This window comes from Phenylobacterium sp., from assembly GCF_030698145.1.
In the GTDB taxonomy this organism is placed as follows: Bacteria; Pseudomonadota; Alphaproteobacteria; order Caulobacterales; family Caulobacteraceae; genus Phenylobacterium.
This window is the reverse complement of record NZ_JAUYNW010000107.1, coordinates 1-21162: the sequence shown is the minus strand read 5'-3', so window position 1 is coordinate 21162 and position 21162 is coordinate 1. Positions and strand designations below refer to the sequence as shown.

The following is a 21162-nucleotide window of genomic DNA, read 5'->3' as shown; positions in this document are numbered from 1 at the left end:
GCGACCGCCCGGCACGAACGGCTCGATCCGCGCCCACTGATCGTCCCGAAGAACCTCGCCTTCCAACACACCCTCCAAAGAGAAGCGTTGAATCAGAACAGCGCCAGTCAGGGAATCCTAAATCGTCACTACCGCCTAGCTCACCAGGTCCCGGAATTCGTGGTTGCGGCGCAGCCAGGCCGCGGCGTAGCCGCAGATGGGGGTGATCTTCAATCCCTGGGCCCGCACGTCGGCGGCCAAGGCCGCCATCAGCCGTCCCGAGGCGCCCGTGCCGCGCAGGGGGACCGGCGCCTCCACGTGGTCGATATAGAGACGGTCGTCCACCAGCCGGTAATTGGCCCAGGAGGTCATCCCGTTCTCGTCCATCTCGTAGCGTTGCTCGTCGGTGTTGTTTCGCAGTTCGCTCATCATGCGATCATAACCCCTTCCTTCGGCCATTCGATCCCGAGTAGCGTCGCGACGAAGACGTTCAGGAGAGCGCATATGGTTCGGCTGGCTTTGACGATGACCGCTGCGGTGCTGGTGCTCGGCGCCTGCGGTAGGAAAGAGGACAAGGCCGCCGAGGCCGCCAAGCCCGCCCCGGCCGCCCTGGCCAAGGCGAGCGTTGGGGTCGGCGGGGTTCCCCAGCGCAAGGCCGGCGTCTGGAAGCAGACCGTCACCATGGGCGAATTCGTCCAGAAGAGCCGCATCTGCCTCGACCAGGCCAGTGAGGCCAAGCTCTCGGCGTTCGGCGGCCAGGCGGCCAGGGACCGTTGCCCGCAGATGAACATCACCCCGAAGGCGGGCGGCGGCTGGAGCTTCACCTCGGTGTGCGATGTCGGCGCGGGCGGCACGACCACCACCAAGGGCGAGATCACCGGCGATTTCAATTCCAAGTACCGAATGGAGGCCCAGGTCTCGACCGAGGGGGCCGGCGCGCCGCAGATGAACGGCGCGCGCACCATGGTCATGGAAGCCGTCTGGGAGGGCGTCTGTCCCGCGGGCTTCGCGCCCGGCGAAATGGAACTGACGACGGGGCAACGGATAAACCTGCTGGCCACCGGGCCCGGGGGCGGCGCGAAATAATCGCCGAACTCGAGGGGCCTTCACGCTTTCTCAGGCGTTCACGATATTATCCAAGCTCCGCCATGTCGCCGTCCCTCACGGCCGCCAGCGGACCAGGGAGGGCGCCCATGTCGGGTCTGCGCTGTGTTTTGCTCGCCGGTCTGGCCGGACTAGGTCTCGCCGCCTGCACGCAGAACGACGTGCCGCCCGATCGCCAGCCCGGCCTGTGGGAGCAGAACGTCGAGATCGGCGCCCTGACGCGCGTCACCAATGTCTGCATCGACGACGACACCGACAAGAAGGTCGACTGGTGGGGCACCCAGATGAACCGGGGAAGCTGCAAGGCGCACAAGATCACCGGGCGCGAGGACGGCGGGTGGAACTTCGCCTCGACCTGCGACATGGGGACCAACGGCACGGTGACCACCAAGGGGGTGGTCTATGGCGACTTCGTCTATCGCTTCATGATCCGCGGGACCCAGACCACGACGGGCGCCCTGCTGCCCTCGGCCAACGGAGTGCGCAAGGTGGCGATCAACGCCAAGTACCAGGACGTCTGCCCCAAGCCCTACCAGCCGGGCGACATGTGGATCTCGGGCACCAAGCCCAAGCCCGACGAGAGCACCCTCAAGCAGGTCGGCCCGGTGCCCTATAACGACAACGCCGAGACCCTGCCCCAGATCGTCACCCTGCGCGAAGCCGTCCAGGCGCCGCAGCCGCAGTAGGGCCTAGACCAGCTCCACCGCCATCGCCGTGGCCTCGCCGCCGCCGATGCAGAGGCTGGCCATGCCGCGCTTGCCGCCGCGGGCCTCGAGCGCCGAGAGCAGCGTCGCCAGGATTCGCGCGCCCGAGGCGCCGATGGGGTGTCCGAGGGCGCAGGCGCCGCCGTTCACGTTCAACTGCGCCCGGTCGATGCCGAGGTCCCGCTCGGCGATCATCGCCACCACGGCGAAGGCCTCGTTGACCTCCCAAAGGTCGACGTCCTTGGCGCTCCAACCGGCCTTGGCGAGCGCCTTCTGCATGGCCGGAACCGGGGCGGTGGTGAAGAGGCCGGGCTCATGGGCGTGGCCGGCATGGCTGACCACCCGGGCCACCACCTTCAGGCCCAGCTTTTCCGCCACCGAGGCCCGCGTCAGGACCAGGGCCGCGGCCCCGTCGCTGATCGATGAGGCGTTGGCCGCGGTGATCGCCCCGTCCTTGCCGAAGGCGGGCTTGAGCGTGGGGATCTTGGCCGGATCGGCCTTCAGGGGCTGTTCGTCGGCCGAGATCGTTTCCGTACCCTTGCGGCTCGTCAACTGTACGGGGGTGATCTCGCGGGCGAAGGCGCCGCTCTGCGTCGCCGCCTTGGCGCGGGTGAGCGAGGAGATGGCGTACTCGTCCATGGCCTCGCGGGTGAACTGGTAGGCCTTGGCGGTCTCGTCGGCGAAGGAGCCCATCAGCCGGCCCGGATCATAGGCGTCCTCCAGACCGTCCAGGTACATGGAGTCGGAGATCGTATCGTGGCCGATCCGCGCGCCGCCGCGATGCTTGGCCAGCAGGTAGGGAGCGTTGGTCATGCTCTCCATGCCCCCGGCGACGACGATGTCCACCGAGCCTGCGGCGAGCGCGTCATGCGCCATGATCGCGGCCTGCATGCCCGAACCGCACATCTTGTTGACGGTGGTCGCCTCCACCGACTTGGGCAAGCCCGCGCCCAGCGCCGCCTGGCGCGCCGGCGCCTGGCCCAGGCCCGCGGGCAGGACGCAGCCCATGATGATCTGCTGGACCGCGTCGGGGCTGAGCCCTGCCCGCTCCACAGCCGCCTTCACCGCCGCCGCGCCCAGGTCCGTGGCCTTCACGGGGCCGAGCACCCCCTGGAAGCCGCCCATGGGCGTGCGGGCGTAGGAGGCGATGACAACGGGATCTGAGGCGGACATGGGAAGGCTCCGGGAATGTTCCCGGCTCATGTGCGCCGCACAATCGGTGAGTTCAAGGCCGTCGCGGCAGCAACCGCGGGCTCAGAGCGCCCGCACGGTGCTCTCGATGAAGCCGCCGCCCAGCACCCGGTCGGGGGCTTCGGGCGCGTAAAGCACGCAGGCCTGGCCGGGGGCGACGCCCTCCTCCGGCTCATCCAGCGCCACGCCGGCCACGCCGCCCTCGAAGGTGAGATGGCCGGGGACGGGCTCGCGGGTCGAGCGCACGCGCGCCAGCACTGGGCGGCCCGCGGCCTCGCCGATGGTCGCGCCTTCGCCCAGCCAGTTGATTTCCTTGAGCGTCAGGGCCCGGGTCAGCAGGGCCTCGCGCGGCCCCACGATCACCTGGCGCGTCGCCGCGTCGATCCGCACCACGAACAGCGGATCGCCCACGGCGATGTTCAGGCCCCGGCGCTGACCGATGGTGTAGCGGGTGACGCCCTCGTGGCGGCCCAGCACCCGGCCGTCCATGTGCACCACGTCGCCGGGCTCGGCGCCGTGGGGGCGCAGGCGGTCGATCACCGTGGTGTAGCGACCTTCCGGCACGAAGCAGATGTCCTGGCTGTCGGGCTTGTCGGCGGCGGCCAGGCCCAGTTCGGCGGCCACGCGGCGCACCTCCGGTTTCGGCAGCCCGCCCAGGGGGAAGCGCAGGAAGTCGAGCTGGTCGCGGGTGGTGGCGAACAGGAAATAGCTCTGGTCGCGCGCCGGATCGAAGGCCCGGCGCAGCTCCGGCCCGTCCAGGCCTTGCGCCCGGCGCACATAGTGCCCGGTGGCCATGGCGGCCGCGCCCAGATCGCGGGCGACATTCAGCAGGTCGCGGAACTTCACCGTCTGATTGCAGCGGATGCAGGGGACCGGGGTCTCCCCGCGCAGATAGGCGTCGGCGAAGTCCTCGATCACCTGCTGCTTGAAGCGGCTTTCGTAGTCGAGGACGTAATGGGGGATGTTCAGGGCGTCGGCGGCGGTGCGCGCGTCGTGGATGTCCTGGCCGGCGCAGCAGGCGCCCTTCTTCTGGACCGCCGCCCCGTGGTCGTAGAGCTGCAGGGTGACGCCCACCACGTCGTAGCCGGCCCGCGCGAGCAACGCCGCCGTCACCGTGGAATCGACGCCGCCCGACATGGCTGCGACCACGCGCGCGCCGGCGGGCAGGCCCACGGCGGCCCGAGCGGCTTCGACGGCGCTGTCAGCGAATGGGGCGTTCATCGGCTGCTATGTAGACGCTGTCGCCCATCTTTGCGAGATGCGCCCGGATTCCAAAGTGTCGGCCAGCCGACGAAGAGTTATGGTAAAAGCGTGATAGTCGTTGATTATGCTAGGGTGTATGATCAGCAAGTCGTCGGAAAGTCGCGTTCTGGACCACGGATGACTGAGAGCTGTGCTCCCACCTGTCTTTCGGAAGGGAAGCGCCCATGAATTCGTACCGCCTCTATGTCCTTGGCCCGCAAGAACGGGTTTGGGAGGCGCGTGAATTGCAGTTTTCCAACGACGAGGCCGCCCTCGCCCAGGCCAATGCCCTGCGGCTGGACAACTACGCCGTGGAGGTCTGGACCGGCGAACGCCTGGTCGCGCGCCTTGGTGCGGAGTTCCATCTGTAGAGCCCTACGGCTGCAGGACGTTCAGCAGCGAGCTGTTCTGCAAGGTCAGGAACACCTGCGCCGCGGCCTGGACCGAGAGCTGGGCCTGCTGCAGCGCCGTCGCCGCCTGGGTCATGTCGGCGTCGGCGATCTCGCCGATCATCCCCTGCAGGCTGTCCTGGCGCGAGACCAGGTCCTTCTTCACCGATTCCACGCGCTTCTGGACCATGCCGTTGCGAGCAGTCTCGTTGATGATGTCCTTATGCACCGTGTCCCAGGTCGCCAGCACGCCTTCCAGGAAGGTCTGCTGCGCCGTGGTCAGCTCCCCGGTGAAGGGGCCCGAGCCGCCTTCCTCGAACACCTGGATGGCCTTGAACGCCGTCAACAGATCGGTTCCGAGGTCGTCCGCCAACAGGCCGGTGTTGACCGTGGTGGAGTCGTCGATCTTCGCCTGGGTGATGAAGTCATCGTTCTGGAAGAAGTCCGAGATCAGCGGCGTGCCCGGATTGGTCAGGTCCGAAAGGGTGGTGGCGGTGACCGGCTGGGTGTCGATCTTGCCGCCTGCGAACAGGTACTTGCCGCCGTAGCGCGAGTTCATCCCCTCGACGCTGTTGCGGAAATAGCCCTGGATGTCCTGCATCAGGGTGTCGGCGCGCCCTGAGGCCAGCGACTCGGCGATGGCCTGACGCACCCCGTCGGCCGACTCCGCCACCTGGTTGAGGCCGAAGTCCTGGGTGGTCATCTTGTCGGAGATCAGCTTGTTCTGCTCGAGATAGCCACCCAGGCGCACGTCGATGGACCGCATGGCGGTCAGCATGTCTGCATTGCGCGAGAAATCCTTCAGATCGCTCCCCTTCTTCTGGGTCGCCACCTGGTTGCCGGCCTCCATCTGCCGCTGCTGGGCGGCCATGATGTTGGAGAGCACCTGATTGTAGTTGCCGGTCGTGGAAACGCGGTTCATGGCGGCGGCCCTAAATCATGTTGGTCAGGACATCGAACATGTCCTTGGCGGCCTGGATCATCCGGGCCGAGGCGTTGAAGGCTTGTTGATAGGTGGTCAGGCGCACGAGCTCTTCGTCGATATTGACGCCCTCAACCGACTGGCGCCGCGCGATGGCCTCGTTCGCCACGGATTCGGCGCTCTGCTTGCGGGTCTCCGCGCCCTGGGCCTGACGGCCGATGGAACCGCCGAACTCCGAGGCGTAGCGCGAGACTGTCATCGTCACCCCGCCCAGTTCGCCCGCGGCGCTGAAGCTCGTGCTCACGTCGCCGGCGGCGGCGATCAGCCGGGCGCCGCGGCCGTCGCCGGCGGTGATCGCCGGCTGGCCCACGGCCACCGAGAGATCCAGAGTCGCCAAGCTGAGCTTCATGGGGTTGGAGACCAGGGCCTGGTCGGCCTTATAGCGTGACGCGCGCGCGGCGCGCTCGACGACGCCCAGGCCGAACAGCTGGCTCATGGACGGCCCCCCCGCCCCGCGCTCGGTCAAGTCCTGGGTCACCGACAGGGTGGCCTTGGTCGGCGCCGAGCCCGTGAAGGCGAGCGCCCCCTTGGCGTCAAGGGCGAAGGACCCATAGAGCCCGACCCCCGTCGTCGGGTCATTCAGCGCGGTCAACAGGTCGGCGACCGTGGCGCCGGCCGGCACGGCGACGGCGACATCGCGGATCGGCTTTCCATCGGGCTGGGCCAGGCGGAAGCTGATCGTGTCGCCAGCGGTGAAGCCGTGCGGATCTGTGGTCCGCAGGCTGGTGTCGTAGGTCCCCATGCTGTCGGTGCGGATCAGGTCGTTGAGACCGAAGAAGTGCGAGAAGCCCCGGCCGGCCTTGGCCGAGGTTCCCTCGTCCAGGGCCAGGCCGTTGCCGGGCGCCGTGGCCTGCAGCTTCAGGGCGCCGTCGACGAAGGTCGCCGTGGCCGTGCCCCCCAGGGCGCCGTTCAGGCTGCCCAGGAAGCCCGCGGCCGTGAAGGCGCCGCCGGGCGCCATGGTCATGGCGTCGAAATCGATGGTCACGGTGTTCTGGACCACGCCCGAGGCGTTGAGGACGGCGATCCGCGTCTGGCCGGTGAAGCCGCCGACCGCGGTCGGCAGGTCCAGCCCGGTGTTGCGGCCCTGCAGCACGTTCGGCGGCGGGACGGCGGCGGCCTTGTTGTGCGCGGCGTTGATCTGCTCGGACGCGCGGCTCATGAACTCGCCGAGCTGATCCTGCATCCCGGGCAGGATATTGTCGCGCAGGTCGAGCAAGCCGCGAATGCGGCCGGTCAGCATCTGGATCGGCTGGGGGAAGCCCAGGCCGTTCGACGGTTCGACGGCGATGTAGCCTTTGGTGGCGTCGGTGCGGTTGTAGCTGAGGGTCGCCGGATCACCGTCGCCGGCCAACATCAGGCCCTCGGCCGAGCGGATGGTCACGCCGCCGATCTGCTTCTGGCCCACCTGGATGTTCATCAAGGTGGCCAGTTCGTCCACCAGCTGGCTCTGGATGTTCTCCGAGCCGGAGGAGTCAGCGTTAGCCAGCTTGGCGCGGCTGATGTCGGAGTTCAGCCGGTTGATGGTCTGCAGCAGGTCGTTGGCGCGATCCACGTCGGCCTTGATCTGGGCGTCGACGGTCTTGCCGAGCTCGGTGAACTGGCCGCCGATCCGGCCGCCTTCGGTCAGGAAGTCCTGCACCTTCGACAGCGCCTGGCTCCGCAGCAGCGAGGAGGACGGGTCGTCGGACACCTGGGAGAAGGCGCTGAACACGTCGTCCAGCCGGCTGAAGAAGAAGTTCTCGCCCGAAGGGTCGCCGAACAAGCTCTGGGCGTTGTCCAGATAGTCCGACACCACGTCCCAGCGGTTCGCGTCGGATGAGGCCGAGAGGGTGGCGATCTGAAGGTACTGGTCGGTGACCCGTTTGACGCCGGAGATTTCGACGCCCATGCCCATGCCGCCGACGACCAGGGGCTGCTGGTCGACCATCTTGCGGACGTAGCCGGGCGTGTTGACGTTGGCGATGTTGTCGGAAACCGCGCGCAGGCTGACCTGGGAGGCCAGCAGGCCCGATGAGGCGGTCTTCAGGACGGTGGTCAGGGACATGGTTTAACCCTCGCCTCGGCAAAGCCTGTCGCACGACCCGGCGGAATCTGCCGGGACATTGGTGAACGCCCGCGCGAGGGCCCGCAAAAAGTACAAGTTTTTCAATGTCGTCCCTTCCGGGGCCGGGTGATCTCGCAAAACACGGCGCAAGACCGGCGCCAGATCGGCGAGAGGGCGATACGAGGGGGCCGCGCCAGCTCGGCCGGAGGGCGGCAGGGACGACCTATCGCGCCGCGTCTGCTCGGCAAAAAGCTCCTTGACCGACTCCGCGCCGCTGATGGGAGGAGGCAAAATTTCTGTTCAATTTCAACTTGTTAGAGGCCTTTCGCTCATCTGGCGCAAAGGTTGCTCCGAACCTGCCGAATGAACGCGGCGCAGGAAGCGCTTCCTTCTATCCCGGCCCACCCGTTTCTGGGCCGACCCCGGACGACATGACAGCGCCGCTGCTCAACCTGCCCATCGCCAACCCGGTCGCCGGAGCCCCCGGCGCGCCCGTGCAGGCCCAGGGTTCGACCGCGGGCTTCCAGGCCGTGCTCGCGGCCTTCTTCGGCGCGCCCGGCGAGGCCGCCGACCTGCTGGGCGAGGGCGATCCCACCGGCGCCGTCACCGACGAGCGCGCGGCCGCGGAGACGGCCCCTGTCGACCCCGCTCTGGCCACCACCGTCAATAGCGACGCCCTGGCCTTCGCCGCCCAGCTCGCCGCGCCGCAGGTCCAGGCTCCAGTCGAGACCGCCGCCGCGCCCGAGGCCGCTGATGCGCCGCCAGCCGCCGCGCCGCCGGTCTTCACGCCGGTGACGAACCAAGGCCCCAACACCCAGCCGCCCAGGACCGCCGACGGCAAGGTCGTGACGCCGGCCGCGCCGGCGCCCGCGCCGGTCGAAGGTGACGAGCAAGCCGCCGCCGCCCAATCCAAGGCGCCCGCCACCGAGGACGCCGCAATCGCCGCCGTTGCGACCGTCCCTGAAGAGAAGAAGCCGGCCGCCGCCGCGCCGCTCAATTGGAATCCGGCCGCCGCGCCCCGCGCGCCCGCCGTTCCCCTGCCCAAGACCGCGCCGATCCCGGCTCCTGCGCCGATCGCCGCCGCCGTGGCGGGGCCTGCGCCCGTCCCAACCGAGACCCTGGTCGCCGAGGCCGCTCCGGCGGTGGAGCCCGTCAAGGACAAGCCGGTCCAGGGCTCCAAGTCATCCGATGCGAACCGCAAGGGCGCGCCTCACACGGCCAACGTCGCCGCGGCGCCTGCCGACGACGTCACGACGCCGAACGCCATTGTCGCGGCGACCGACGCCGCCAGCCTCGGCGACGACGGTTCGAGCGGGGGCCAGGACCATATCGCCGCGCCCGCGACGCGCGAGGCCAAGCCCGAGAGGGCCACCGCCAACGCCGCCGACGCCCAGGCGGCGGGACCGGCCGCGCCGGCCCACGCCTCGGCCCAGGCCCAGGCCCACGCCTCCATCCAGTCCGCGGTTCGCGGCGCGCCCGAGACGGTCGCCAACCTGGCCGCCCAGATCGTCAAGAACCTGCAGGGCCGCTCCACCCGCTTCGACGTCGAACTCAACCCGATCGGGCTCGGCCAGGTAAACGTCGCCATCGAGATCGCCGCCAACGGGCGGATGACCGCGGCCATGTCCTTCGAGACCCAGCAAGCGGCCACTGAGCTTCGCGGCCGCTCGTCCGAGCTGCAGCGCGCGCTTGAACAGGCCGGGTTCGACGTGTCGGGCGGCCTGACCTTCGACGTCGCGGGCGAACGCCGCGACGGCGGCTCGGCCTGGGCCGAGCAGCAGCAACAACAGCAGGCCAATGGCGGCGCCTGGCGCGGCCGGGCCTTCCAGGCCGTCCTCGGCACAGCCGGCGACGCGGCGAACGACGCGGCGGCCAGCGCCCTCAACCTTCAACGCCGGACCCGTTCCGGCGTCGATGTCCGGATCTAGGAGACAGCCATGGCCGTCGACGCAGCATCAGGCGCAGCCGCCACCAACACCGGGGTCTCGGCGACCGGCCGCGAGCGGCTGGTCGAGAGCTTCGACACCTTCCTGAACCTGCTGACCGCGCAGATCAAAAACCAGGATCCGCTGTCGCCGATGGACTCCACGCAGTTCACCCAGCAACTGGTCCAGATGACCGGGGTCGAGCAGCAGCTCCTCACCAATGACCTGCTGGAGAAGCTGGTCACCAACACCGGCTCGGGCATCCAGACCGCCGTCAGCCTGATCGGCCGCGAAGTCCGCGCCGTGAGCAGCGACGCCAAGCTGGCCGCCGGCAAGGCGGAGTGGAACTACAAGCTGGACCGCGCCGCCTCCGACGTGACGGTCGAGGTGCTCGACAGCAACGGCAAGGTCGTCCAGGTCGTCAAGCCGACCGACAACGGCGCCGGCGACCACAAGTTCTCCTGGAACGGCAAGGACCGCACGGGCGCCCAACTGCCCAACGGCGGGACCTACACCCTGCGCGTCACCGCCAAGGACGGCACGGGCGCGACCGTGCCCTCCACCGCCTTCGTCACCGGTGTCGTCACTGGCGTCGAGCAGGTGGACGGCCAGACCCTGATCACCGTCAACGGGGTCCGGATCGGCTGGGAGAAGGTCACCTCGATCAAACAACCGGAGGAGCCCGTCGAAACGGCCTCCACCGACACCCCCACGACTTCCAACCCGGACGACGACACCTCGCCGTCCGCCCTGGCGGCCTAAACGGCGCGTCGGCACGACAACGAAAGAAGGCAAGAACCCATGAGCATCAACAGCGCCATGCTCGCCGGCGTGTCCGGGCTGGTCTCCAACTCATCGGCCCTGGCGGCGATCTCCGACAACATCGCCAACGTCAACACCACCGCCTACAAGCGCAACCAGGTGAACTTCGCCAACGTGGTGACCGCCCAGGCGGTCAAGGGTCGCTACTCGGCCGGCGGCGTGCAGGCGGTGACCCGCCAGTTCGTCAGCCAGCAGGGCCTGATCCAGAGCGCCAACTCGCCGACCGACCTCGGCATCTCGGGCGACGGCTTCTTCATCGTCACCAGCAAGGGGGCCAACCTGACCCCGGCCGATCAGCGGGTCTTCACCCGTTCGGGCTCCTTCAGCGTCGACGCCGACGGCTTCCTGGTCAATGACGCCAAGCTCTATCTGCAAGGCTGGCCCTACGCCTCCGACGGCACGATCTCGCCCAACCCGTCGGACCTGAACACCCTCGACTCCATCAACGTCAAGAACCTGGGCGCGGCCGTCGCGGCGACCCAGAACGTGATGATCAACGCCAACGTCAACAAGAGCCAGGCGATCTCCGCCGGCGAGGCGACCTACAACGCCGCGACGCGCTCCATGGCCGACTGGGCCGTGAACCAGGCGCCGGCCACGGGCACCCAGCCCGACTTCGCCCTGGAGATGAATGTCGTCGACTCCGTGGGCGCGACCCACAAGTTCGCCATGGCCTTCCTGAAGAGCGACACCCCGCCCAACACCTGGCACGCGGAAATCTACGCGATCCCGGCCACCGACGTGACCGCCGGCCCGTCGGGCCAGGTGGCCTCGGGCACCGTGGCCTTCACCGCCGACGGCGCCTTCGACCTGGCCAACACCACCCTGTTCGGCGCGGCGGGTTCACCCGCCGAGCTGAACCTGGCGGCTTCGGGCGCGGCCGGCACGCCGCGCTGGGCAAACACGCTCGGCATCCTGGCCTCCGACATCGATCTGGATCTGGACAAGCTCACCCAGTACGCCTCGACCTCCACCGTCAACGCGGTGAACTCGGACGGCGCCAACGTGGGCAACGTGGTCGGGGTTGAAGTCTCCGAGGACGGCATCGTCTCGGCCATCTTCGACAACTCTGAAGTCCGCAGGATCGCCAAGATCGGCCTGGCCACCTTCCCGAACCCGGACGGGTTGTCGCCGGTCAGCGGCAACGCTTATCGGCCCACGATTCCCTCAGGCGAGTTCGTGATCAAGGAACCGGGCGTCGGCGGAGCGGGTCAGATCGCCGCCTCTACCCTGGAAGCGTCCACCGTTGACCTATCGGCGGAGTTCACAGGACTGATCACAACTCAGAAAGCTTACTCGGCGTCTTCGAAGATTATCACTACGGCCGACCAGATGCTGGAAGAACTCATCAACATCAAGCGATAATTATCCGCGTTAACCACCCTTAACACTGGTTGACAACTTAGACTGTATCAAATTCGTACACGGGGACCGAATGCGCAACCCTTCCTTTACTATCGTGATTCACCGGATGTTATGCCCCGGTGGTTACGTTCAGTCCGAACAGTGATGGTCGGAAGGGCGTAAAGCCATGTTGCAGCAACAACAAACGCGCAGGAACAGCCGCGGGGAGGCCTATGTGATCGGCCCCACGGGCGCGCCCCTGACGCTGAACGATCTGCCGCCGGTCGACACCGGACGTTGGGTCATTCGCCGCAAGGCCGAGGTGGTCGCCGCCGTGCGCGGCGGCCTGCTCAGCCTGGACGACGCGTGCGAACGCTACTCCCTGACCAACGAGGAGTTCCTCGCCTGGCAGAAATCGATCGACCGCCATGGCCTCGCCGGCCTGCGCACCACCCGGTTGCAACAGTATCGCTGAGCCCTGACTCCCCCAGACGAAGGTTCGCGAGATCGCGGCCGCGCTGTCCCCCAGCGCGGCCGTTTTCGTTTTCAGCGCTGATAGGGCTCGCCGAGCGGGTTCACGTCCGACAGCCGCCGCACGGTCACCGAGATCCGCTCGCGCTCGCCGCCGCGCCGTTCGACCAGCAGGCGCGCCACCTGGGCGTCGTCGTGGAAGGCGTAGCCCTTGATGGCGTCCAAGATGGCCTTGGCCAGGTTGTCGAGGTCGATCCAGGGCGGGTCGCCCACATACTCCATGACGATCTCCACGGAGAACTCGCCCCAGGCCGGCCGCGAGCCGCGCCAGGCCTTGCGGAAAAACTCGTAGATCAGCGGCTTGTAGTACTTCGACTGGGTGGTCAGGCCGTCGACCACGACCTCCATGAAGCGGTCGCCCTCGCGGGCGCGCACCTTTCCATGCTGGGTCCAGCCGTCATCCATGTCCGTCCAATAGGCCGCCCGCGCCTTGCAGTCTCCACCCCGTTCGCTAAACCGGCGCAGCGAACTGACCGGAGCCTGAGACGATGAGCGCGACCCGCACCGAAACCGACACCTTCGGCCCCATCGAGGTCGCCTCGAACGTCTATTGGGGCGCCCAGTCACAGCGCTCGATCGGCAACTTCAAGATCGGCTGGGAAAAGCAGCCCAAGCCGGTGATCCGCGCCCTGGGCATCGTCAAGCGCGCCGCGGCCGAAGCCAATATGGAGCTCGGCAAGCTGGACCCCAAGATCGGCGCGGTCATCGTCGCCGCCGCCCAGGAGGTGATCGACGGCAAGCTCGACGACCATTTCCCCCTGGTCGTCTGGCAGACCGGCTCGGGCACCCAGTCGAACATGAACGCCAACGAGGTGATCTCGAACCGCGCCATCGAGATGCTGGGCGGGGTGATGGGCTCCAAGAGCCCGGTCCACCCCAACGACCACGTCAATATGAGCCAGTCGTCCAACGACACCTATCCGACGGCCATGCACATCGCCTGCGCCGAACAGGTGGCGAAGGAGCTGATGCCGGCCCTGGAGCACCTGCACGCCGCGCTCAAGGTCAAGGTCAAGGCCTTCGATCACATCATCAAGATCGGCCGCACCCACACCCAGGACGCCACGCCCCTGACGCTGGGCCAGGAGTTTTCCGGCTATTCGCAGCAGGTCGCCAACGGCGTGCGACGGATCAAGGACACCCTGGCCGGCCTCTATGAGCTGGCCCAGGGCGGCACCGCGGTCGGCACCGGCCTCAACGCCCCGATCGGCTTCGCCGAGCTGGTGGCCGAGAAGATCGCCGACATCACCCGCCTGCCCTTCATCACCGCCCCCAACAAGTTCGAGGCCCTGGCCGCCCACGACGCCATGGTCTTCAGCCATGGGGCGATCAACACCATGGCCGGATCGTTGTTCAAGATCGCCAACGACATCCGCTTCCTCGGCAGCGGGCCCCGCTCGGGCCTGGGCGAGCTTGCCCTGCCGGAAAACGAGCCGGGTTCCTCGATCATGCCCGGCAAGGTCAATCCCACCCAGTGCGAGGCCCTGACCATGGTCTGCACCCAGGTGTTCGGGAACAACGCCACCATGACCTTCGCCGGCGCTTCGGGCCATTTCGAGCTGAATGTCTTCAACCCGGTGATGGCCTATAACTTCCTGCAGTCGTGCCGCCTGATGGCCGACGCCTCGATCTCGTTCACCGACAACTGCGTGGTCGGCATCGAGGCCCGCGAGGACAACATCAAGGCCGCCCTGGAGCGCTCGCTGATGCTGGTGACCGCCCTGAACGGCAAGATCGGCTACGACAACGCCGCCAAGATCGCCAAGACGGCCCACAAGAACGGCACCACCCTGCGCGAGGAAGCCGTCGGCGGCGGCTACGTGACGAACGAGGAATTCGACGCCCTGGTGCGCCCGGAGAAGATGATCTCGCCGGGGTGAGAGGGCGCCGCCCTACATCCGCCGGCTGACGGCGAAGTCGGCGAGGTCTTCCAGGGCCGGGCGCCAGGAGTTGCTGGCGGCGAACTCGGCGAGCTGGGTCTTGGCGGCCACGGCGTAGTCGCTGGCCAGGTCGAGGGTGGCGTCGTCGGCGCCTGACGAGGCGATCAGACCCGAGGCGCGCTCGAAATCACCGTCCTGCTGGTCGCGCCGGTCCACGGTCCGCTGCCAGAAGGCCGCCTCGGCCGGGCCGGTGTGGGCGATGGCCAGCAGCAGGGGCAGGGTGGCCTTGCCCTCGCGGAAGTCGTCCCCGGGGTTCTTGCCCAGGCTCTTGCTGGTGCCGCTGTAGTCCAGGGCGTCGTCGACCAGCTGGAACGCCAGGCCCAGGTCCTGGCCGAACCGGCGCAGGGCCTTGCAGCGCGCGGGGCTCGCGCCGGCCGAGACCGCGCCGGCCTCCGCCGCAGCGGCGAACAGCTCGGCGGTCTTGGCCGTGATGATCTCCAGGTAGAGCTCCTGGGAGAGGTTCAGGTCGTGAGCGCGGGTGAGTTGCAGCACCTCACCCTCGGCGATCGTGCGCGACGCGCGCGCCAGGATCTCCAAGGCCTGCATGGAGCCGGCCTCGACCATCAATTCGAAGGCGCGGGCGAACAGGAAGTCCCCCACCAGCACGCTGGCCGGCGCGCCCCAGATCAAGTGGGCGGCGACCTTGCCCCGGCGGAGCTGCGAGGAGTCGACCACGTCGTCGTGCAGCAGGGTGGCGGTGTGGATGAACTCCACGGCCGCGGCCAGTTTCAGGCAGGCGTCGTCCTGGGCGCCGGCCACGCGGGCGGCGGCAATGGTCAGCAACGGACGCAGGCGCTTGGCCGAGCCCCCGATCAGATGTTCGGCGAGCGCCGGGATCACCGAAACCGGGCTCTGCATCCGTTCGCGGATCAAGGTGTCGACCTTGGCCATGTCCGGGCGCGCAAGCTCCAGCAGCCCGTCGATGGAGGCTGGCTTTTCACGGGAAATGGCGGCGCTGGCTGCGTCCAACTGCGTCTAACTCCTGTGCAGCCTGACGATGCGGGGAGGCGTCGTCATTTGCCGGGGACAATGGTCACGCGATAGGGCACGGTCAAGGCGGGCCTTGGCCCTCTGCGCCGAGCCATGGAAACCACGCCACACCCCTCCCCGTCCGAGACCCTCTCCGAGGATCGCCTGCTGGGCGGCCGGGTGCTGTTGCGCCAGGCGCTCGGCGGCTATCGGGCGGGCCTGGACGCAGCCCTGCTGGCCGCAACTTGTGACTGCGCGCGGGGGGCACGGGTGCTCGAAGCCGGCTGCGGCGCGGGCGGCGCCCTGCTGGCCGCGGCGATCCGCCGACCGGAGGCCCGTTTCACCGGCCTGGAACGCGACGCAGCGGCCGCGGCCCTGGCGCGGGAGAATGTCGAGGCCAACGGCCTCGCCGGCCGCGTCGCAATCCTGGATGGCGACGTCGCCCTGCCCTTCAAGGCGCTTGGCCTGGCGCCCTTCGACGCGGTCATGGCCAACCCGCCCTTCTTCGACGATCCCGCCGCCCTGCGCGTGCCGGCGCCGGCCAAGCGCGACGCCTGGATGGCCGACGGCGGCCTCTCGACCTGGACCGGTTTCCTGCTGAAGGCCGTGCGCGAGGGCGGGACGATCACCCTGATCCACCGCGCCGACCGCCTGGCCGACATCCTGGCCCTGCTGGCGCCCAAGGCCGGCTCCTTCCAGGTGCGGCCCGTCCACGCCCACGCCGACGCCCCGGCCAAGCGGGTCCTGGTCCGCGCGATCAAGACCGGCAAGGCGCCGTTGCAGCTCCTGCCCGCCCTCGTCCTGCATCCCCGCGAAGGCGCCAAGCACACCCCCGAAGCCGAGGCGATCCTGCGCGGCGAGGCCGACCTGCCCTGGCGCTGAAGGAGGCGCGGCGACCTTGGAATTCAAAGCCCTGTCCGAACGCGCCTGGGATATCCGCAGGCTCTACGAACGCCTCGAGACCCAGCGGTACGGCCGCGCCTGGACCCCGGAGGAGGTCGCCCTGGGCTTCGTGGGCGACGTCGGCGACTTGATGAAGCTGGTGCAGGCCAAGGCGGGCGTCCGCGCCATCCCGGACGCCGACGCCATGCTCGCCCATGAGCTGGCCGACTGCCTGTGGTCGGTGATGACGCTCGCCCGGCTCCACGGGGTGGACCTGGAGGCGGCCTTCACCTCGACCATGGACGAGCTTGAAGCCACCGTCGCCGGCCGGCTCAGCCCTTGAACCAGACCACCTGGTGCGACACCGCCAGGAGTTGCCCGTCGTCGCTCCACAGTTCGGCCGATTGGTCGTTGAAGCCGTGCTTGAACGTTCGCGCGTCGCTGATCGTCGCCAGGGGCCGTGAGCCCTGCCGCGCCAGCGCCGCCTCGTCGGCCATGAAATAGGTCGAGAGCGAGACCGTGGCGACCGGGGGGACATCGCCGCGGACGTTCAGGATCTTGACCACGAAGGTGTCGCTAAGCGCGGCCAGGGCCACATAATCCAACGGCCGCGCCGGCAGGTCGCGCACCCAGGCCTGGGAGACGGCCTGCCCCGGCGCCTCGGCGCTGGCCAGGCCGCGGGTCGGTTCACCCTGGGCGTAGCGGAACTCGTAGCGTTGCAGCCAGGCGTTTCGACCCTCGCTGGACATGATCTCGAGATCGCGGGCCGGAGGCATGACCGGCGGGCTCGCCACCGCGTGGCTCCAGGTGTCGCGCTCGGCGCCGGTGACGACGCTGGCGGTGCTAGCCACAGTCTCGCCCTGGGTCATCTCCACCTGCCAGTGCTGGGTGGAGCGGCCGTCGCGCACCAACCGCACGGAGATCGCGAACTCGCCCTGCGCCACCGCGGCGCAGAAGTTCACCGTCAGGGCCACCGGCCGGCCGCGCCGCTCCGGATGGTCGAGAACCGCCTTCAAGAGGGTGGCCCCCGTGGTCCCGCCGAACGGTCCAGCCATGTTCCAGTAGTCGGGGGTGGTCGCGCCGCGGTAGCGGCCGCCGCCCAGCGGCTCCAGCCGCAGGGTCCGGTCCAGGGGGTGTTCGGCGATCATCGTCTGGGTCATGCGGGCCTCGGATAGGAAGTGACCGATCGTGCACTACCTCGACCGCCCCTGTCCATGACCTGTGACGTAAGGCGCCAGGCCGGCTTAAGGCCGCATCAACCAAAACCCGGCGACCTTGGCCGCGAAGGTGGGCGAGGCGCGCCCGCGAGGGCGAGAACCATGGCCAGGACCAACCCAGCAGTCGCACAGCCGCCGGCCAGCGGCACGGCCGCCAAGCCGTGGGACCTGGCGCGGGCTCCGCGCATTCCGGTCGCCAGGCCTCGCCTGGTCGAGCTCTCCGCCGCACTGCCCTATCTGCGCGCCATCGACGCCAGCCGCACCTATTCCAACTTCGGCCCGCTCAACGCCCAGTTCGAGACCCGTCTGGCCGCCCAGTTCGGCCTGGAGCCCGGCCATGTGGCCACCTGCAACAACGCCACCAGCGGCCTGACCATGGCCCTGCAGCGGGCCGCGGGCCGGGGCGGCCGCTACTGCCTGATGCCGGCCTGGACCTTCGCGGCCACCGCCCACGCGGCCCTCGCCGCGGGCCTGACGCCCTATCTGGTCGACGTCGATCCGACCACCTGGGCGGTGACGCCGCAGATCGCGCTGGAAGCCCTGCCGCGCATCTCGCACGGCGTGGCGGCCATCGTGCCTGTCGCGCCATTCGGCCTGCCGCTGGACGCACAGGCCTGGGACGCCTTCCAGGCCCAGACCGGGGTCGAGGTCGTGCTCGACGCCGCCGCGGGCTTCGACGGCCTCCAGGTCGGCCGGGCGGCCGCCGTGGTCAGCCTGCACGCCACCAAGATCCTCGGCATCGGCGAGGGCGGCTTCGTGGCCAGCCGCGACGCCGAGCTGATCGTCGACGTCCGCCGCCGCTCGAACTTCGGTTTCGACGGCAGCCGCGACTCCAGCCTGATCGGCTGCAACGGCAAGCTCAGCGAGTTCGGCGCCGCCTACGGCCTGGCCGCCCTCGACCACTGGCGCCTGCAACGGGCCCAGTACCAGTCGGTGCTCGGCTACTACCGCGCGTCCCTCGCCGACACGCCGGACCTGAAGATCGCGCCGGGTCTCGGTGACGACTGGATGGCCTCGACCTTCAATATCGAGGCCCCAGAAGCCGCCATCCTGGAGATCGAGACACGGCTTTCGGAGGCGGAGATCGCCACCCGCCGCTGGTGGGGTCATGGCCTGCAGGGGCACCAGGCCTTCGCCGACCTGCCCCGCGCCGCCTTGCCCGTCACCGAGCGGCTGGCGGCCACCACCCTTGGCCTGCCCTGCTGGCCGGGGCTCGACACCACGGCGATCGATGAGATCAGCGCGATCGTGCGCGCTGTCCTGCAGCGCTGAGCGCCAGACGCCGGGCCTGCGGCTGGGCGAAGATAGTCTCCAGCGGAGTCGGCACGCGCTGGGCGAACCGCGTAAAGGCGAGGCCGACCAACTCTTTCAATTCACGGGCGAAGTTGTCCTGATCCACGCGCCGGGCCAGCAACGTCTGCTGCTCGGCCAGCCAGGCGGCGCGCAGCGCCTTGTCGTCCACCAGGCTCTGCAGCGCCCCGAAATAGGCTTCGGCGTCGAAGGTCAGGTGGCGTGGCGGCACGAAGGCGCCGACATCGCCCATGTCGCCCCGGGTCATCACCACCGCCCCGGCGTCGATCGCCATGATCGCTGTGGTGCCGCCACCGGCGCGGAACGGGTTGGCGAAGACGTCGCAAACCTGGAGCAGGCTGGCGAGATCGTCGTCATAGGGAATGTGGGTGAACTGGGACCCCAGCACGGACTCGAACGCCGAGGTCCAGAACTCCTGCATCCAGCCGACCACGACCCAGCGGACATTGGGATCGCTCAAGACCAGGGCGCCCATGCCATCGACGAACGCCTGGTCCATGTCGACGCCCAGCCGGTTGCCCACCGTGACGATCACCGTCTCCTCGGCTCGGAACCCCAGGTCGCCGCGGGTGCGGGCGTGCAGCGGCGCCGGGCACGGAAACGGAGCGCTCTCGATCTTGTGATAGGCGTCGGCGAACGCGGCGGGCGCGCCCTTCCGGCGCCAGAGACCCTCGATGTAGCCGGGCTCCTGGCAGTACCAGTAGACGTCGGCGAACTGCACCGGCGCGGCGTCGCCGCAAGTGAACATCAAGGTAGGCCCGACCAGGGCCACCAGGCTGATGTGGATGAAGAAGGGCTCCTCGCACCAGAAATGGAAGGTGCGCGGCCCTTGGCCCGCCGCCTTGGCGAGGAAGTTCAGATCGCTCTCGATCGAGACGAAGGTCACCTTGGAGATCGACGCGCCCAGCCGCGCGCGGGCGTAGGCCTGCAGGTCGGGCGACATGACGCCGGCATGGAAGACATCCACACGCTGGTTCTGGGGATCGGACGTCAGGGCCCGGAGATAATCAAACGCGCCGCGCGTCGGCGAGTGCCGAAGGTCGAGCAGCCGTCCCACGAACAGGGAATGGGACCGCAACGCCGCCGGATCGGCCACCTCCAGCTGGTGGGGAATCGCCTGGGCCTCCTGGAAGTAGGTGCGCCGGGCCAGGGCCGCGAGGGCGGCGCTGAAAGCGTCGCCGGGTTGCAGGTCGCACCACCAGTTGAGGCTCGACAGGTCGCTGACCAGTTGCAGCTTCACCCCCGAGGGGTGGGTGGAGGCCTCGATCATCCGTACGGCGTGCAGGCCGAAGTCGGGCTTGGCGACGCCGGCGAACGCAACCTCGCCCAAGGCCTGCCGAAACCGCTGCAGGATGACCGCCACGGACGGCGCATAGCCCGGCTGGGCGTCAGCCTGTATCTCGTCGAGAACGCTCAAGCAGCCCCCTGCTGGATTGGTCCGCGCTCAGAGACGCGCCACCGGTAACTCCGTCTCTCCGGCCGCGATCGCGGCCTTCAAGCGGCTCTCATGGTGAAGAATATCTTGCCGCCGGTTACGAAGAAATTTAGCCGGAACGCCGGCGTAGATCCCCCACGGCTCGAGACTGCGGCGGATCAGTGCGCCGGCGCCGACCGCGGCGCCCTCGCCGATCTCCACCTCCGGCAGCACGATGGCGTTGGCGCCGAGGATCACGTGGCGGCCGAGGCGTACCGGGTTTGGGGCGGCGGGAAGGGTGAAGGCCGGCGGCACGGTCGGATTGGTCAGGAACTCGCCTGAATAGTCGTCGGTGCGTGAAAAGATCCGCACGCCGGCCGACAGGTTGGCGAAGTCCCCCAGCTCCACCCCGGATCCCCCCAGGATCGAGCAGTTCGAGCTCACATGGATGAAGTCGCCGAAGCGCAGCCATCCTCCCGCCGCGCTCAGCAGGGTGAAGGGATCGATCCGCACATTGTCGCCGAAGCTGATGGCCTCCATGTCCACCATCACGCACGTCTCGTGGACCGCAACGTTCTCGCCCACTTCGCCGACGCCCAGCTCGCGAAGCTCGGCCTCGCGCATGAAACGTCCCCGGTGGTTCTTCATGGCCGCTCCCGACTCAATCGACGAGGCCAGATTAGACTACGAGTCCCGTCCCGCGCTCGGCGCGCTTGACGAGCGCCCGGTCCGGGGGGGGGCCATGGAAATGGCCCGGAGTCGCCTCCGGGCCTTCCCAGGTTTCGGCTGGCGCTCGCGCCTAGTTGCGCGCCGTATCAACCAGCTTGTTCTTGGTGATCCAGGGCATCATGGCGCGCAGGCGGGCGCCGACTTCCTCGATCTGGTGTTCCGAACCGCGGCGGCGGGTGGCCTTGAAGCTGGGCTGGCCCGCCTGGTTCTCGGCCATGAAGTCGCGCACGAAGCGGCCCGACTGGATGTCCTCCAGCACGCGCTTCATCTCCGCCTTGGTGTCGGCGGTGACGATGCGCGGCCCGGTCACGTACTCGCCGTACTCGGCGGTGTTGGAGATCGAGTAGTTCATGTTGGCGATGCCGCCTTCGTAGATCAGGTCCACGATCAGCTTCACCTCGTGCAGGCACTCGAAATAGGCCATTTCGGGCGCGTAGCCCGCC

At 68.7% G+C, this 21162-nt stretch carries 21 protein-coding genes and 1 pseudogene; 11 read left to right on the top strand and 11 right to left on the bottom strand.

The window, feature by feature from the left end; translation table 11 throughout:
• Nucleotides 1–135: 135 nt before the first annotated feature.
• Complete coding sequence (locus Q8Q77_RS16400) at nt 136–408, bottom strand: GNAT family N-acetyltransferase (protein WP_305584726.1); 273 nt, start codon at nt 406–408, stop codon at nt 136–138.
• A 75-nt stretch (nt 409–483) separates the two neighbouring features.
• On the opposite strand from Q8Q77_RS16400, the gene Q8Q77_RS16395 reads away from it, so the two are divergent.
• On the top strand, nt 484–1065 hold the full coding sequence (locus tag Q8Q77_RS16395; protein ID WP_305584725.1) for a DUF3617 family protein: 582 nt from the start codon (nt 484–486) through the stop codon (nt 1063–1065).
• 107 nt (nt 1066–1172) lie between these two features.
• A complete protein-coding gene (locus Q8Q77_RS16390; RefSeq protein WP_305584724.1) occupies nt 1173–1769 on the top strand; it encodes a DUF3617 family protein in 597 nt (198 codons plus the stop codon).
• Nucleotides 1770–1772: 3 nt separating this feature from the next.
• Here the strand turns inward: Q8Q77_RS16390 and Q8Q77_RS16385 are convergent, their stop codons facing one another.
• Both Q8Q77_RS16385 and mnmA read right to left on the bottom strand, forming a co-directional pair.
• Nucleotides 1773–2960, bottom strand: coding sequence for an acetyl-CoA C-acyltransferase (locus tag Q8Q77_RS16385; RefSeq protein WP_305584723.1), 1188 nt, complete (start codon nt 2958–2960; stop codon nt 1773–1775).
• Between the two features lie 81 nt (nt 2961–3041).
• A complete protein-coding gene (mnmA, locus tag Q8Q77_RS16380; protein ID WP_305584722.1) occupies nt 3042–4199 on the bottom strand; it encodes a tRNA 2-thiouridine(34) synthase MnmA in 1158 nt (385 codons plus the stop codon).
• 206 nt (nt 4200–4405) lie between these two features.
• Between mnmA and Q8Q77_RS16375 the strand changes: the two genes are divergently transcribed.
• Nucleotides 4406–4591 carry a hypothetical protein gene (locus Q8Q77_RS16375; RefSeq protein ID WP_305584721.1) on the top strand — a complete coding sequence of 62 codons (186 nt, stop codon included), beginning with the start codon at nt 4406–4408 and terminating at the stop codon, nt 4589–4591.
• 4 nt (nt 4592–4595) lie between these two features.
• Here the strand turns inward: Q8Q77_RS16375 and Q8Q77_RS16370 are convergent, their stop codons facing one another.
• Both Q8Q77_RS16370 and flgK read right to left on the bottom strand, forming a co-directional pair.
• Nucleotides 4596–5531: a flagellin gene (locus tag Q8Q77_RS16370; protein ID WP_305584720.1), complete on the bottom strand. Its 936-nt coding sequence runs from the start codon at nt 5529–5531 to the stop codon at nt 4596–4598.
• Between the two features lie 10 nt (nt 5532–5541).
• Nucleotides 5542–7635: a flagellar hook-associated protein FlgK gene (flgK, locus tag Q8Q77_RS16365; protein WP_305584719.1), complete on the bottom strand. Its 2094-nt coding sequence runs from the start codon at nt 7633–7635 to the stop codon at nt 5542–5544.
• A 431-nt stretch (nt 7636–8066) separates the two neighbouring features.
• Here flgK and Q8Q77_RS16360 point away from each other — a divergent pair, with 431 nt between their 5' ends.
• The 4 genes from Q8Q77_RS16360 (at nt 8067) to Q8Q77_RS16345 (ending at nt 12201) form a co-directional block, all read left to right on the top strand.
• Nucleotides 8067–9563: a flagellar hook-length control protein FliK gene (locus Q8Q77_RS16360; protein WP_305584718.1), complete on the top strand. Its 1497-nt coding sequence runs from the start codon at nt 8067–8069 to the stop codon at nt 9561–9563.
• A gap of 9 nt (nt 9564–9572) precedes the next feature.
• Nucleotides 9573–10322, top strand: coding sequence for a flagellar hook assembly protein FlgD (locus Q8Q77_RS16355; RefSeq protein ID WP_305584717.1), 750 nt, complete (start codon nt 9573–9575; stop codon nt 10320–10322).
• A 39-nt stretch (nt 10323–10361) separates the two neighbouring features.
• Nucleotides 10362–11747 (top strand): flagellar hook protein FlgE, encoded by a 1386-nt coding sequence (locus tag Q8Q77_RS16350; RefSeq protein ID WP_305584716.1) that lies wholly within the window; start codon nt 10362–10364, stop codon nt 11745–11747.
• Nucleotides 11748–11913: 166 nt separating this feature from the next.
• Nucleotides 11914–12201 (top strand): DUF1153 domain-containing protein, encoded by a 288-nt coding sequence (locus Q8Q77_RS16345; RefSeq protein ID WP_305584715.1) that lies wholly within the window; start codon nt 11914–11916, stop codon nt 12199–12201.
• Nucleotides 12202–12272: 71 nt separating this feature from the next.
• Here the strand turns inward: Q8Q77_RS16345 and Q8Q77_RS16340 are convergent, their stop codons facing one another.
• Nucleotides 12273–12662, bottom strand: coding sequence for a RusA family crossover junction endodeoxyribonuclease (locus tag Q8Q77_RS16340; RefSeq protein WP_305584713.1), 390 nt, complete (start codon nt 12660–12662; stop codon nt 12273–12275).
• A gap of 83 nt (nt 12663–12745) precedes the next feature.
• On the opposite strand from Q8Q77_RS16340, the gene fumC reads away from it, so the two are divergent.
• Nucleotides 12746–14137 carry a class II fumarate hydratase gene (fumC, locus tag Q8Q77_RS16335; RefSeq protein WP_305584712.1) on the top strand — a complete coding sequence of 464 codons (1392 nt, stop codon included), beginning with the start codon at nt 12746–12748 and terminating at the stop codon, nt 14135–14137.
• Between the two features lie 12 nt (nt 14138–14149).
• Here the strand turns inward: fumC and Q8Q77_RS16330 are convergent, their stop codons facing one another.
• The gene (locus Q8Q77_RS16330) at nt 14150–15166 is read right to left on the bottom strand and encodes a polyprenyl synthetase family protein (RefSeq protein WP_305584711.1); all 1017 of its coding nucleotides are present in this window, start codon (nt 15164–15166) and stop codon (nt 14150–14152) included.
• 114 nt (nt 15167–15280) lie between these two features.
• Here Q8Q77_RS16330 and Q8Q77_RS16325 point away from each other — a divergent pair, with 114 nt between their 5' ends.
• Both Q8Q77_RS16325 and Q8Q77_RS16320 read left to right on the top strand, forming a co-directional pair.
• Complete coding sequence (locus Q8Q77_RS16325; RefSeq protein WP_305584710.1) at nt 15281–16048, top strand: tRNA1(Val) (adenine(37)-N6)-methyltransferase; 768 nt, start codon at nt 15281–15283, stop codon at nt 16046–16048.
• A gap of 16 nt (nt 16049–16064) precedes the next feature.
• Entirely contained in the window at nt 16065–16391 is a 327-nt protein-coding gene (locus Q8Q77_RS16320; RefSeq protein WP_305584709.1) for a MazG nucleotide pyrophosphohydrolase domain-containing protein, read from the top strand.
• Here Q8Q77_RS16320 and Q8Q77_RS16315 read toward each other — a convergent pair.
• Complete coding sequence (locus tag Q8Q77_RS16315) at nt 16381–17208, bottom strand: acyl-CoA thioesterase II (RefSeq protein ID WP_305584708.1); 828 nt, start codon at nt 17206–17208, stop codon at nt 16381–16383. The genes Q8Q77_RS16320 and Q8Q77_RS16315 overlap by 11 nt on opposite strands.
• A 159-nt stretch (nt 17209–17367) precedes the next feature.
• Here Q8Q77_RS16315 and Q8Q77_RS16310 point away from each other — a divergent pair, with 159 nt between their 5' ends.
• Nucleotides 17368–18537: a DegT/DnrJ/EryC1/StrS aminotransferase family protein gene (locus Q8Q77_RS16310; RefSeq protein ID WP_305584707.1), complete on the top strand. Its 1170-nt coding sequence runs from the start codon at nt 17368–17370 to the stop codon at nt 18535–18537.
• Here Q8Q77_RS16310 and Q8Q77_RS16305 read toward each other — a convergent pair.
• From Q8Q77_RS16305 to Q8Q77_RS16295, 3 genes and pseudogenes are all read right to left on the bottom strand, one after another.
• Entirely contained in the window at nt 18503–19993 is a 1491-nt protein-coding gene (locus Q8Q77_RS16305) for a hypothetical protein (RefSeq protein ID WP_305584706.1), read from the bottom strand. The genes Q8Q77_RS16310 and Q8Q77_RS16305 overlap by 35 nt on opposite strands.
• 27 nt (nt 19994–20020) lie before the next feature.
• The gene (locus tag Q8Q77_RS16300; RefSeq protein WP_305584705.1) at nt 20021–20638 is read right to left on the bottom strand and encodes a DapH/DapD/GlmU-related protein; all 618 of its coding nucleotides are present in this window, start codon (nt 20636–20638) and stop codon (nt 20021–20023) included.
• 151 nt (nt 20639–20789) lie between these two features.
• Nucleotides 20790–21162, bottom strand: a pseudogene (locus Q8Q77_RS16295) (ketol-acid reductoisomerase); the annotation flags it as partial.